This is a genomic window from Micromonospora sp. NPDC047467 (assembly GCF_040643095.1).
Lineage (GTDB): Bacteria > Actinomycetota > Actinomycetes > Mycobacteriales > Micromonosporaceae > Micromonospora.
This window is the reverse complement of sequence record NZ_JBEYTO010000010.1, coordinates 135,369-148,263: the sequence shown is the minus strand read 5'-3', so window position 1 is coordinate 148,263 and position 12,895 is coordinate 135,369. Positions and strand designations below refer to the sequence as shown.

Below are 12,895 nucleotides of genomic sequence, written 5' to 3'. Positions count from 1 at the left end.
TCCACGGCTGGGACGGGGCGGAAGGTCAGCCGCCGCGCAGCGCCTCGACGGCGGTCCGGGCCGCCTCCCCCATCGCCAGGTCCACGTCGATCCGGCGCGGGGTCAGCTGGTCGGCGCGGGCGAAGATGGCGATGGCGTACCGGCCGCCGTCGGGGTATTCGGCGACACCGGCCTCCAGGTGCAGACCGGGCAGGGTGCCGGTCTTGCCGGACACCCGGACGCCGGGCGGGAACCCGGCGGCCAGCCGGGTCCAGAAGATCTGCCGGGCCATCCAGGTGCGGACCATCGCGCAGGCCGCCGCCGGCCCGGCCTCGTCCCGCCAGATCAGCGTGAGCAGCCGGGTGATCTCCCGCGCCGTGCTGGAGGTCGTTCGCGCCGGGTCGAAGACGCGCATGGCCCGGACCCGGTCGTCCGGCAGGGTGGGGAAGATCCGGGCGAACTCCGCCTCGGTCCGGGCGCCCACGTCGGCGAGCATCACCTCGACCAGTTCCCGGGGACCGCCGAGGACGCGGGTACGGGTCAGCCCCAGCTCGGCGGCGAGCATCGGCAGCAGGTCCGGGCCGACCCGCCGCAGCAGCAGGTCGGCGGCCGTGTTGTCGCTGACCGACATGGCGAAGTACGCGAGGTCGCGCAGCGACACCTCGACGTCGTCGGTGCAGCCGGCCACACCCCAACCGCCGAGCCGGTCGTCGGCGGTGACCAGGATCCGCTCGGTCGGGTCCAGTTGACCGGCCTCGACCTGCCGGGCGAACTCCAGCACCAGCAGGATCTTGAAGATCGAGGCGATCACCACCTGCTCGTCGGCCCGCACCCCGACCTCCGGCCCGGCGCCGGCCGCGCGGTCGAGGGACAGGTCCACGGCGTCCAGGTCGACGGCGTGCAGGCTGGCGGTCACCCCGGCGCCGGCGAAGATGGCCTCGATGCGTTCCCCCACGTCCACGCCCGCACGGTATCCACCGGCGGCCCGCCGCCGCTGGCGTAGGGTCCGGCCGTGGACCTGCTCCGACACCTGCGGCACTTCGTGGTGGTCGCCCACGAGCTGCACTTCGGGCGGGCGGCCGAGCTGCTGGGGATGGCCCAGCCGCCGCTGAGCCAGTCCATCCAGCGGCTGGAACGGGAGCTGACCGTCGAGCTGTTCGACCGGTCCCGCCGTCAGGTGCGCCTCACCACCGCCGGTGAGCTGCTGCTCGGCGAGGCGGAGGAACTGCTCGCGGGTGAGGGCCGGCTGCGCAGCCTGATGGGGCAGGTCCGCGCGGGTGAGCTGGGCGTACTCCGGGCCGGTGTGCCGCCGGAAACCCCCGCGGTGACCCTGCGCGCGCTGCTCGACGGGCTCACCACCCGGGCACCCGGCCTGGACGTGGAGCTGCACGAACTGACCACCGCCGAGCAGACCCGGATGCTCACCGAACGCAACCTCGACGTGGGGCTGGTGCACCACCCGGTCGAGGCGGACGGGTTGCGCTTCGGCGCCGCTGTCGACGTACCGCTGGGGGTGTTGCTGCCGCGGACCTCGCCGCTGGCCCGCGGCCGGGAGGTGCCGCTCGCGTCGCTTGCCGACCTGGACCTGGTGGCCGCACCCCGGGCCACCGCGCCCGGCTGGCACGACCACCTGCTGGGGGTGTGCCGACGGTACGGCTGGCGGCCGGCGCGGGTCCGGCCGGCGCGCAACCCGGAGTTCCTCTTCGGGTTGGTGCTGGCCGGCGGCGGGGTGGCCGTGGAGCCGGCCACGGTGGCCCGGCGGGAGCCCCGGATCGCCTGGCGGCCGATCGCCGACGCGCCGCTGGCGAAGCGCACCTCGGCGGCCTGGCCGGACCGGTCCGCGCATCCGGCGGCGCCGATGTTCGCGCAGCTCGCCGCCGAGGTGCTGGCCGACGCCGAGCCGGCACCACCCGCGTCGGCCGACCCGCCGTCGGTGCCGGCGGCGCGGCCCTGGCCGGTGTTGTTCGACACGACCGGGTGATCGGATCGGCGTTGCGCTCGTCGCACCCGCCCCGGACGGTGAATCGGCGTCCCGTCCGGGTATGGGGGCACCGACACGAAGACGCGAAGGAGCCGCAGTGGCCATCACGATTCCCGACATCAGCCTGAACGACGGCAACACCATTCCGCAGCTCGGCTTCGGGGTGTTCCAGATCGAGCCGAAGGACACCGCCGCGGCGGTGAGCAAGGCGCTGGAGGTGGGCTACCGGCACATCGACACCGCCGAGATGTACGGCAACGAGGCCGAGGTGGGCGAGGCGGTGCGCACGTCCGGGCTGAACCGCGCCGAGGTCTACGTCACCAGCAAGCTGAACAACGGGTTCCACCGCCCGGACGACGCCCGCAGGGCGTTCGACTCGACGCTCGACGCCCTGAAGATGGACTACGTCGACCTGTTCCTGATCCACTGGCCGCTGCCGACGCTCTACGACGGCGACTTCGTCTCCACCTGGAAGGTGCTGGAGGAGTTCCAGCACGACGGCCGGGCCCGCTCGGTCGGGGTGTCGAACTTCCAGGTGCCGCACCTGGAGCGACTGGCCGCCGAGGCGAGCGTGGTGCCGGCGGTCAACCAGGTCGAGGCGCACCCGTACTTCGGTAACGAGGAGGTCCGCGCGTACGACCGCGAGCACAACATCCTCACCGAGGCGTGGTCGCCGATCGCGCAGGGCAAGGTGCTGGCCGATCCGACGGTCGTCGACATCGCCGAGCAGTTCGGCCGGACCCCGGCGCAGGTGGTGCTCCGCTGGCACGTGCAGCGCGGCGACATCATCTTCCCGAAGTCGACCACCCCGAAGCGGATCGAGGAGAACACCCGGATCTTCGACTTCGAGCTTGATGACGCGGCGATGGAGCGGATCACCGAGTTGGACAAGGGCGAGGCCGGCCGGCAGGGCCCGAACCCGGACACCTTCGCCTACGTCCCCCGCTGAGCCGAGCTGACCGCCGCGCCGACCTCAGCCCTCGGTCGGCGGGGTGGTCAGGTCGAGCCGCCAGTCGTTGGCGCGCATCATCCGCCCCGGCGGATATTCGAAGCCCGTCTCGCCCAGCAGCGTGAAGCCGGCCTTGCGGCAGACCGCGTTCGAGGCGGGGTTGTCGACCGAGGGGTAGGCGTGCGCGTGGCGCCGGTCCCGCCGGGCGCGGACCACGTCGACCGCCGCGCGCACCGCGACGGTCGCCAACCCCTGCCCCCGGTACGCGGGCAGCACCGCCCAGCCCAACTCGTACACCGGCTGGTCGCGCCACTCCCGACCCCAGTAACCGACACTGCCCACCCGTGCGCCGTCCGGCAGCACCAGGGTGAACATGCAGCCCTGCCCGCCCTCGGCGAAGTGCACGTAACGGTGGTGCCGGGCGAGCACCTGCTCGTCGGTCTCCGGGCCACCGGTGTGTCTGCGGGTGTCCGGTGAGTTGAGCTGCCGCAGCAGGTCGAGGTCGTCCTCCTGCCACGGCTGGATGCGTACCTGTGCCATCGCACTCCCCCGTTCGTCGGCCCCAGTCAAGCCGACCCCACCGACATCCCGCACCGAAACGCCGCCCGCTAGATCCGATCTAGCGGGCGCGCGGTGGTCGCCTCGCGCCTTGAGGATGGAAGGGGGGTAACAATGACACCGTTAGCGCTCGCCGTGATCATCGGCAGCACCCGGGAAGGGCGGGCGGGTGACCGGGTCGCCCGCTGGTTCATCGATCAGACCGCGCGGCACGACGACCTCACCGTGACGGTCGTTGACCTCAACGAGTACGACTTTCCGGCCAGCTACCCCGCGGAGCCGACCGCCCCCATCCGGGCGTTCGTCCGCGAGGTGGGTCGGGCGGACGCGTTCGTCGTGGTCACCCCCGAGTACAACCACAGCTTCCCGGCCCCCCTGAAACAGGCGATCGACTATGCGTACGACGAGTGGCAGGCCAAGCCGGTCGGCTTCGTGTCGTACGGCTGCCGGTCCACCGGTCTGCACGCCGTCGACCAACTGCGCACCGTCTTCACCGCGTTGCACGCCATGACGGTGCGCGACGTCGTGGGGATCGACCTGCTCGCCGGTGAGCCGACGCCGCTCTGCACCGACGAGCTGCGCCACGACACCCGCGCTCTGCTCGACCAGCTCCGCTGGTGGGGTCTGGCGCTGCGTGACGGCCGGGCGGCACGGCCCTACGTCTCCTGAACACGTTCGACGAAAGGTTTACGTCATGAGTAGACGCACCACCGGCCTGGCCATCGAGGCCGAAGGGCTCACCCGCTCGTTCGGGGACACCAAGGCGCTGGCCGGCATCGACCTACAGGTGCCCGCCGGCACCGTCTACGGCCTGCTCGGCCCCAACGGGGCGGGCAAGACCACGGCGGTCCGGGTGCTCGCGACACTGCTGCGGCCCGACGGCGGCTCAGCGCGGGTCTTCGGGCACGACGTGGTCACCGAGGCTGACGCGGTCCGCAGCCGGGTCAGCCTGACCGGCCAGTACGCCTCCGTCGACGAGGACCTGACCGGTACGGAGAACCTGGTGCTCCTCGCCCGGCTGCTCGGCCTGCGCAAGCCGGCAGCCCGTGAGCGCGCGGCGGCCCTGCTGGCCGCGTTCGGGCTCACCGAGGCCAGTGACCGCCAGGTGAAGAAGTACTCGGGCGGGATGCGGCGGCGCATCGACATCGCCGCCAGCATCCTCAACACGCCGGACCTGCTCTTCCTCGACGAGCCGACGACCGGCCTCGACCCGCGCAGCCGCAACCAGGTGTGGGAGATCGTGCGGGCGGTGGTGTCGCACGGCACCACGGTGCTGCTGACCACGCAGTACCTGGACGAGGCCGACCAGCTCGCCGGGCGGATCGCGGTCGTCGACCACGGCCGGGTGATCGCGGAGGGCACCCCGGGCGAGCTGAAGTCGTCGATCGGCTCCGGCACCGTCCACCTGCGACTGCGCGACCCCGCCCAGCGGCCCGAGGCGGAGAAGGTGCTCCGGGAGGCGCTCAACGTGCCGGTGCAGCTCGCCGCCGACCCGGTGGCGTTGACGGCCCGCGTCGGTGAGGCCGGCACCGACCTCGACGCCAGCGCGCAGGCCGCCCGCGCGCTGAGCGACCTGGCCCGCGCCGGCATCGTCGTCGACAACTTCTCCCTCGGCCAGCCCAGCCTGGACGAGGTCTTCCTGGCCCTGACCGATCATCCCGCCGTGCCCGCCGACGAGCGCGACGACGAGCTGGAGGCAGCCCGATGAGTGACGCCACCACAACCACCACGACCGAACGGGCGCCGACGGTCTACGTGCCGTCCGCCGACGCGCTGGCAACCGTCCTCGCGCCCGGGGCGCGACCGCCCCGACCCACCGCGCTGGGGGCGTCGCTCACCTTCGGCTGGCGCGCCCTGCTGAAGATCAAGCACGTGCCGGAGCAGCTCTTCGACGTGACAGCGTTCCCGATCATCATGGTGCTGATGTTCACGTACCTGTTCGGTGGCGCCCTCGCCGGCAGCCCGCGCGACTATCTGCAGTTCTTCCTGCCCGGCATCATGGTGACAAGCGTCGTGATGATCACGATGTACACCGGTGTCGGCCTGAACACCGACATCGAGAAGGGCATCTTCGACCGGTTCCGGACGCTGCCCGTCTGGCGGCCAGCCGCCCTGGTCGGCATGATCTTCGGCGACGTGCTGCGCTACATCCTCGCCGCCCTGGTGATCCTGAGCCTGGGGCTGGTGCTCGGGTTCCGGCCCGCTGGCGGGGTGGTCGGCGTGGCCGCCGGGATCGGGCTGCTGGTGATCTTCTCGTTCGCGTTCTCCTGGGTGTGGACGTTCTTCGGGCTGATCCTGCGCAGCGAGAAGTCGGTGATGGGGGTCAGCATGATGGTGCTGTTCCCGCTGACGTTCCTGAGCAACGTCTTCGTCGAGCCGAGCACCATGCCCGGCTGGCTCCAGGCGTTCGTGAAGGTCAACCCGGTGACGCAGCTCGTGGCCGCGATCCGTGGAGTGATGGGCGGCGAGTCGGACCCGTCGGCCACGATGTGGCTGCTGGTGTGGAGCGCCGGCTTCGTGCTGGTCTTCGGCTCGCTGACCATGTACAGGTACAACCGCCGCTGACCCTGCCTCGGCCCTGACCGACGGGCGTCGCCACGACTGTGGCGGCGCCCGTCGCTTGTCTGGCTACGGTCAGACGACCGCCGGCACCTCGGCCCGACTGACGCCGCGCAGGCGGGTGGCGTCCTGGCTGGGCGGCGCGCCGAACTGACGACGATATTCGCGGCTGAACTGCGACGGGCTCTCGTAGCCGACGCGGATGCTCACCCCGGTGACGTCGTTGGGGTGGGTCGCGAGGAGGAGCCGCGCCTCCTGCAACCGGATCTGCTTCTGGAACTGGATCGGGCTCATCGCGGTCACGGCCTGGAAGTTGCGGTAGAACGCCGACACGCTCATCCCGGACAGCCGGGCCAGATCCTCCACCCGGAACGACTGCGCGAAATGGTCGCGGATCCAGCGGACCGCCCGGGCGACGTGGCTGAGGCTGCTGTCGGCCAAGCCGAGTTGCCGCACGGCCGCCCCCTGCTCACCGGTGAGCAACAGCCACAGAATCTCCCGCTTGATCAGGGGCGCGAGCACCGTGACGTCCCGGGGCCGGTCCAGCAGCCGGAGCAGTCGGATCACCGCGTCGCCGAGCTCGTCGGGCGCGTCACTGACCACCATCCCCGACGGCGACGGCCCGGCCAGCGGCGGTAGGTCGCCCGGTGCCGCCTGCAACAGCAACTCCGCCACCATGGCCGGGTGTAGCACCAGCCCGAACCCCAGAGCCGGAGCGTCCGCGCTGGCCTGGGTGAAGCGGCCGGTGACCGGCAGATCGACCGACGCGACAAGGTACTGCCCCGCGCGGTACTCGTACACACGGTCGCCCAGCGCCATCTGCTTCGCGCCTTGGGCGATGAGCGCCAGCACGGTGCCCGACATCGACGTGGTGGGCGGGGTCCGCTGCTCGACCTTCGAGATCAGGACCCCGTCGATGGCGGTGCTCATGTCGGGCCGGGCGTGGCGGGCCAGCAACGCCCTCAGCTCGTCAAGGTTCACGACCTCGATTGAAGCACGAGACCGATCCTCGCCACAACGAGAGGATCAGGCAAGTGCCAGCGAGCATTCTTCTAACGTTTCTGCTGGTGTAGCTGATTCCATTGGAGTGTCAGTTTCCCCGAGAGCGCAGCACAGCTCGACGATGAGGAGTCTCACCGATGACCGTCCACCACGGTTTCCAGGCCACCATGACCGCGCAGCCCGGAAAGGCCGACGAGCTGATCGAGCTGCTGCTCGACGCGCCGTCGCTGCCCCACGACGACTGCCTCGTCTTCCTGGTGTCCCGCTCGGCCTCCAACCCTGACGTCGTGCACGTCATCGAGGGCTGGACCAGCGCCGAGGCCCACAGCGCGTTCTTCGGCGGCGAGCAGGCGCAGGCCTTGGTCGCGAAGCTTCAGCCGCTGCTGGCCGGCGAGTCCGCGTACACCGATGCGGTGCCGGTCGGCGGCAAGGCGACCTTCTGAACCGGCGACCACACCCGGCACCCCGACCTGACACCAACGGAAGGACCCCGATGAACATCCCTCGACCGGCCATCGACCCCGAACTGCTCGTGCCCCTGGCCGACCTGCCGTCCCTGCCGCCCCTCGGTCCCGAGGTGATCAACCAGCTGCGCCAGTTCCCCCAGCCGCCGATCGAGACGCACCTGGAGGGTCGCTCGGTGCAACGGCGCGAGGTCACCGTCCCCGCCTCTGACGGAACTCCGATCCCGCTGTCCGTCCTCAGCCCCACCAACCGTGCCGCCGGGGTGCCCTGCGTCTACTGGATCCACGGCGGCGGAATGATGTGGGGTGACCGCTTCTCCAACATCGACGTTCCGCTGGAATGGCTCGACCTGTTCGGTGCCGTCGTGATCACCGTGGACTACCGGCTGGCCCCGGAGGCAACCGGCGAAACCCTCGTCGACGACTGTTACCAGGGCCTGCTCTGGGTGGCCGAGAACGCCGCGGACCTGGGCATCGACCCGACCCGCATCGTCGTGGCTGGCGCCAGCGCCGGAGGTGGCCTGGCCGCCGGGGTGACGCTCATGGCCCGTGACCGCGGCACCCCGCTCATCGCCGCGCAGTTGCTGTCGTGCCCCATGCTCGACCACCGCAACGACACCACGTCCAGCCGTCAGTACAGCGGCCCGGACGGCGTGTGGACCCGCGAGATGAACGAGTTCGGCTGGCGCAGCGTCCTCGGCGAGCAGACCCCCTCCGCGTACGTCTCACCCGCTCTGGCCGACGACCTGTCCGGCCTGCCGACGACCTACATCGACGCCGGGACGGCCGAGGTGTTCCGCGACGAGGACGTCAGCTACGCGACCCGGATCTGGGCCGCTGGCGGAGAGGCGGAGCTGCATCTGTGGTCCGGTGGCTTCCACGGGTTCTCGGCGCTGTTCCCGCAGGTCCGCGTCTCAGCCGCAGCCCGGCGTACCCAGGCCGACTGGCTCGCCCGAGTCCTGAACCCCGAGCTCAAGGACTGAGCCGACCGACGGCCGGCGTCGCGGTGCTCAGAGCCGCCAGGGCACCGTCTCGGGCGGCAGGTAGCGGCAGGTGTTGCCGGTCGAGACGGCTTCGCGCAGGTGGCCGGCGAGCGCCGGATGCCGCTCGTCGAGTTTGCGCAACGTGTCCCTGATCCGCGCGGTCACCGTCTTGCGGGCCCGTTCCGCCTCGTCACCCAGCCGGCGGCTCCGGCCAGCCAACCCCGCCGCGGCGCGCAGCTCGTCGAGCAGCGCGCCGCGCTCGGCGTCCAGCGCGGCCACCTTCCGGTCGTCGTCGCGTGCGGCGGCCCGGTCGATCTCCTCGTCGAGGCGCTCCAGATGCCGTCGGTAGCGGGCCTTAGCCTCGTCGTCCAGGACCGGGTCACCGCCCATCCGACGGGCCGCGACCAGTTCCGGCCCGGCGGCTGGGTCGAGCAGCTCCACGGCGGGCACGTCACCGCCCGGCCGACTCAGCAGCAGGTGCAGGTCGTGCAGGCCCTTGGCGTCGGGCAGTTGGACGACGACGCCCGCGTAGGCGAGCTGCCAGACGGGCCCGTCGCGCCGAAACTCGTACCCCTGAACGGCCGCCACGACCGACGCGGCCTGACCCGGCACGGCGACCTGACCTAAGACGGCAGTCTGGCCCGGCATGGCGCTCTGGCCCGGCACGGCGGTCTGGCCCGGCACGGCGGTCTGGCCCGGCAGGGCGCTCTGGTTTGGGCTGGCGGGATGGGCGGTGGTGGTGGCTGGCGCTGGGGTGCCGAGTCGGTGCAGGACCTGGAGCATGCCGAGGGCGGTGGCGTCGCGGGTGGTGGTGGCGCGTAGCTCGGCCAGGGTCGCGGCGTCGCTCGCGTGGCCGCGGGCGGCCAGGGCGTTCGCCAGCCCGGCGCGGGCGATGAGCGACCAGGTTCGGGAGCCCAGTCGGTCGGCGGAGTCGCGGGCCGCCGTGAACCCGTCGATGGCGTCGTCCCAGCGCTCCTGCGCGGCGTCGACCACCGCGAGCCAGTGGTCGACGGGACCGCTGATGTCGCAGCCGAACAGCCCGACCATCCACTCTCCGCGATGGGGGGTCAGCGCGGCCCGCACGTCGTCGCAGCGCTGCGGGTCGCGGGACGCGGCGGCGGCCTGCGCACGCAGTCGTAGCCAGAGCGGCGACACGGGACGCGGGTACCGGATGTTGGCGGCCTCGATGCCGGCGGTCAGCCGGATCGTCGTCACACCGTCGCCACGCTCAGCGGCAGTGATCGCCCGCAGCAACTCCTGATAGGGGTAGTCGATCGGTGCCAGCTCGTCGAGCAGGGTCTCGGCCTCGGCGAACCGACCCTGGAGCACCAGCCGGGACCAGCGCAGGTGATGGCCCATGAATCCGAACTGGGCGTGGCCCGGGTCGGAGAGGTCGGCGAGAAAGACGAACCGCTCGTCGGCCTCCGCGAAGTCACCCCGGAAAGCCGCGATGATCCCGCTGTCGACGATCGCCGAAATCTGGTGCCGGGTGAGGTCGCCGTGCCGGTCCGCGTTGACGAAGGCGGTGAACTCCTCGACGAAGCCGGGGTTGCCCAACTCCAGCAGTGCCACCCAGCGCAGCGAGGTGGCCCACAGCTCCGTCTCCCGGTCGCCCGAGCGGCGTGCCACGTCCCGAATTTCGGCGGTGAGCGCCGCCCGGGCCGCGGCCGTGCCCAGACCCCAGGTGGTGTCATGGCGGGCCCACAGGCTGAAGGTGAGCGCCTCGTCGTCCTGCCCTCGACGAGCGATCGTCTCGGTCGCGGTGATCAGGTCGGCGACCAGCGCGCTGACCGGCGCGGTGGCGTCCGGCTCGCCGATCAGCCGTCGGTACGCCTCCCGCACCAGCTCCGCCGCCTCGACCGAGTGGATGGTCTCCACCTGGCGGGAGCGGTTGACGATGAGGGCGACGCGAGCCAGCAACACCGGGTCGTCGAGGGTGCGGGCCAGCGCCCCGGCCTCGGTGAGCAGTGTTGCGGCCTCGTCCCGGCCTGCGTGGTGATATTGCGCCTCACCGAACTCGATGAGCATCCGCACCCGTTGCGCCCGGTCGTCGACGACCTCCAGCGCCCTGCGGAAGTGCACCGCCCCCTCGTCGGCGGCCAGCCGGCCGAACGCGTCCCGCCCGGCGGCGACCAGCAGCGTGGCCACCCGGGCCCGTTCGAGCGCGGGGCCGGCGAGGTAAGCGTGCCGGGCGAGGTCGGCCGGGATCAGCCGGTCGGTGAGCTCCCGAAGATCGTCGACCGCTCGCACGACCGCGCCGTGCCGTGTCTGCCGGTCGTCGTCGGTCAGCCCGTCGTAGAGGGTCTCCCGGACCAGGTCGTGGGCGAAGGCGAACCGGCCGCCGCCCCGGGCGACCACCAGCCGGGCGGTGACCGCCCGGTCGAGGAGCCGGTCGACCTGTGCCACCGGGGCGGCCGCGCAGGCCGCGAGGACCTGACGGTGGAACTCGCGACCCAGCACGGCGGCGACGGTGAGCGCCTCGACCACGGCCGGGGGCAACTGGGCCAGGCGTCGTCGGACCGCTTCCCGTACCCCGGGTGCGATGGTGCCTGCCGCACCGTCGGCGTGCCACAGCCGCGCGGTCTGCTCGACGAAGAACGGGTTGCCGCCGGTACGCCGGTGGACCTCGTCGACCAGGTCGGCTTCGGGCTCCCGCCCGGCGGTGCGTGTGATCAGCGCGGCCACCTCGTCGCGGGTCAGGCCGGTGAGGGTGATCGTGGTGGCCTTGGCGACCAGCGGCATCAGCAGCGGGCGCAACGGATGATCGCCCGACTCGACCTCGGCGTCACGGTAGGTGCCGATCAGCAACAACCGTTCGAACCAGGTGTGCTGGGCGGCGAACTCCAGCAGCCGCAGCGAGGCAGGGTCGGCCCAGTGCAGATCGTCGAGGACGACCACGACCGGCCGGTGCTGGGAGACGGCGACCAGCGCGGCGGTCACCGCGTCGTACAGGGCGAACGCCTCACGGTCCGCGATGTCGCCACCCGTGTCGACGCCGGCCCAACTGGCGGTGCGGCCGGCCTGGTCGGCCTCGCCGCCGGTCTCGCCGAGCAGAGCCGCGAGGGCTGGCTCGGCGGACTGCCGCGCCGCCGCCCAGTCGTCGGCTGAGCGCCGCAGGCCGCGCAGCACCTGCACCCATGGCCAGTAGCCGGGAGCGCTGTCGGAATCCCAGCAGGCTGCGCCGAGCACCAGCGCGCCGCGCTGCCGAGCCTCCCGGGCAGCCGCCGTGACCAGGGTGGTCTTGCCGATGCCCGGCTCGCCGGTGACGAGGGCGAGGCCGCCGTGGCTGGTGGCGGCCCGGTCCAGCTCGGCGCGCAGAAGGGCCGCGGGATGATCCCGCCCGATGATGGCGTCGCCGAGCCGCGCGTCCATGGTTTCCAGACGGTACTGGAACCGTCCGACACCGGTCGCCCACTTATCTACTCAGGGTGACACCGCCGCTGGGGGCGCTGGTGTCCCCGGGCCCTTTGGAGCTGATGTCGTAAACGATTCACGGTGGCCACCGCACCCCATCACTCCCTAACATCCTCGGTTAAGGTAGTTTAGGGAGTGATGAAGGAAGACATGTACTCGGTGGAGCAGGTCGCCGACCGACTCGGGCTGCACGTGCGGACAGTGCGCGGTTACATCCGGTCCGGTCGGCTGAGGGCGGTGCGGATCGGCAAGCAGTACCGGATCGCCGCCACCGACCTCGATGCGCTCACCGGGCAGACGCCGCCCGCTGTGGCCCCCGGGCCGGCCGAGGTGTCGAGCATCGTGCAGATCGACGGCGTCGACCGGGCTTCCGCCGACCGACTCGGCACGCTCGTGCTCGCCAGCGCCAACACCGGCCATGACCAGGCCAATCCACTGCGGGTGCAGACCGTGCACGACGAGGCGCGACGCCGCTTGAAGATCATCATTCTGGGCGACCCCGCCGCCACCGCCGAGCTGCTGCACCTGCTCGACGCCGTCCTCAACGCCGACAACGGCCTGATCGACCGGGAGGTCCACGATGCCTGACCAGATCCAGGAACGCGCCGGGGTGCAGGTGCTCGTCTGCGACCCGGCCGGCCCGCCGGTCGCCACCGAGCAGGACGCGCTGGACCTGATCGGAGCGGCCTTCGTCGGCGCCCAGGTGGTCGCCGTGCCCGCCAACCGACTCGACGAGCGCTTCTTCTCGCTGGGCACCCGCTTCGCCGGTGACGTGATGCAGAAGTTCGTCAACTACCGGCTACGACTGGTCGTCGTCGGCGACATCTCCGCACAGCTCGCGGAGAGTTCGGCGCTGCGTGCCCTGGTGCACGAGTCGAACCAGGGCGGGCACGTCTGGTTCGTCCCCGACCTCGACGCGCTCGACGACCGTCTCCGCGCTGCGGCGTAGCCGCTGTCAGCGCTCACGTAATTCCCCCGGCGGCTGCGAGCGGATGGCGAGGCGTCC

At 71.7% G+C, this 12,895-nt stretch carries 13 protein-coding genes; 9 read left to right on the top strand and 4 right to left on the bottom strand.

What is annotated here, in order from left to right; all coding sequences use genetic code 11:
- Positions 1–25: 25 nt before the first annotated feature.
- Positions 26–940 (bottom strand): serine hydrolase, encoded by a 915-nt coding sequence (locus ABZ780_RS25810; protein ID WP_357487746.1) that lies wholly within the window; start codon positions 938–940, stop codon positions 26–28.
- A 51-nt stretch (positions 941–991) separates the two neighbouring features.
- On the opposite strand from ABZ780_RS25810, the gene ABZ780_RS25805 reads away from it, so the two are divergent.
- Together ABZ780_RS25805 and ABZ780_RS25800 are read left to right on the top strand one after the other, a co-directional pair.
- Positions 992–1,960, top strand: a complete 969-nt coding sequence (locus ABZ780_RS25805; RefSeq protein ID WP_357487745.1) for a LysR family transcriptional regulator — start codon at positions 992–994, stop codon at positions 1,958–1,960.
- Between the two features lie 97 nt (positions 1,961–2,057).
- Positions 2,058–2,909 carry an aldo/keto reductase gene (locus ABZ780_RS25800; RefSeq protein ID WP_357008531.1) on the top strand — a complete coding sequence of 284 codons (852 nt, stop codon included), beginning with the start codon at positions 2,058–2,060 and terminating at the stop codon, positions 2,907–2,909.
- A gap of 24 nt (positions 2,910–2,933) precedes the next feature.
- Here ABZ780_RS25800 and ABZ780_RS25795 read toward each other — a convergent pair whose 3' ends face one another.
- Positions 2,934–3,449 carry a GNAT family N-acetyltransferase gene (locus ABZ780_RS25795; RefSeq protein WP_357008534.1) on the bottom strand — a complete coding sequence of 172 codons (516 nt, stop codon included), beginning with the start codon at positions 3,447–3,449 and terminating at the stop codon, positions 2,934–2,936.
- A gap of 132 nt (positions 3,450–3,581) precedes the next feature.
- On the opposite strand from ABZ780_RS25795, the gene ABZ780_RS25790 reads away from it, so the two are divergent.
- Genes ABZ780_RS25790 through ABZ780_RS25780 form a run of 3 tightly spaced genes read left to right on the top strand, consistent with a single transcriptional unit; the run spans position 3,582 to position 6,032 of the window.
- Positions 3,582–4,136, top strand: a complete 555-nt coding sequence (locus ABZ780_RS25790; RefSeq protein WP_357008537.1) for an NAD(P)H-dependent oxidoreductase — start codon at positions 3,582–3,584, stop codon at positions 4,134–4,136.
- A 25-nt stretch (positions 4,137–4,161) separates the two neighbouring features.
- The gene (locus ABZ780_RS25785) at positions 4,162–5,175 is read left to right on the top strand and encodes an ATP-binding cassette domain-containing protein (protein ID WP_357487744.1); all 1,014 of its coding nucleotides are present in this window, start codon (positions 4,162–4,164) and stop codon (positions 5,173–5,175) included.
- Positions 5,172–6,032, top strand: a complete 861-nt coding sequence (locus tag ABZ780_RS25780) for an ABC transporter permease (protein ID WP_357487743.1) — start codon at positions 5,172–5,174, stop codon at positions 6,030–6,032. The genes ABZ780_RS25785 and ABZ780_RS25780 overlap by 4 nt, the downstream gene beginning before the upstream one ends.
- A gap of 69 nt (positions 6,033–6,101) precedes the next feature.
- Here the strand turns inward: ABZ780_RS25780 and ABZ780_RS25775 are convergent, their stop codons facing one another.
- Entirely contained in the window at positions 6,102–7,007 is a 906-nt protein-coding gene (locus ABZ780_RS25775; RefSeq protein WP_357487742.1) for an AraC family transcriptional regulator, read from the bottom strand.
- A 158-nt stretch (positions 7,008–7,165) separates the two neighbouring features.
- Between ABZ780_RS25775 and ABZ780_RS25770 the strand changes: the two genes are divergently transcribed.
- Positions 7,166–7,471, top strand: coding sequence for an antibiotic biosynthesis monooxygenase (locus ABZ780_RS25770; protein ID WP_357487741.1), 306 nt, complete (start codon positions 7,166–7,168; stop codon positions 7,469–7,471).
- A gap of 50 nt (positions 7,472–7,521) precedes the next feature.
- Positions 7,522–8,475, top strand: coding sequence for an alpha/beta hydrolase (locus ABZ780_RS25765; RefSeq protein ID WP_357487740.1), 954 nt, complete (start codon positions 7,522–7,524; stop codon positions 8,473–8,475).
- A gap of 27 nt (positions 8,476–8,502) precedes the next feature.
- Here ABZ780_RS25765 and ABZ780_RS25760 read toward each other — a convergent pair whose 3' ends face one another.
- Complete coding sequence (locus ABZ780_RS25760; RefSeq protein WP_357487739.1) at positions 8,503–11,847, bottom strand: AAA family ATPase; 3,345 nt, start codon at positions 11,845–11,847, stop codon at positions 8,503–8,505.
- A gap of 180 nt (positions 11,848–12,027) precedes the next feature.
- Between ABZ780_RS25760 and ABZ780_RS25755 the strand changes: the two genes are divergently transcribed.
- The gene (locus tag ABZ780_RS25755; RefSeq protein WP_357008559.1) at positions 12,028–12,477 is read left to right on the top strand and encodes a helix-turn-helix domain-containing protein; all 450 of its coding nucleotides are present in this window, start codon (positions 12,028–12,030) and stop codon (positions 12,475–12,477) included.
- Positions 12,470–12,838, top strand: a complete 369-nt coding sequence (locus ABZ780_RS25750; protein ID WP_355631636.1) for a DUF4180 domain-containing protein — start codon at positions 12,470–12,472, stop codon at positions 12,836–12,838. Before ABZ780_RS25755 ends, ABZ780_RS25750 begins: the two co-directional genes overlap by 8 nt.
- The last annotated feature ends 57 nt before the right edge of the window (positions 12,839–12,895 follow it).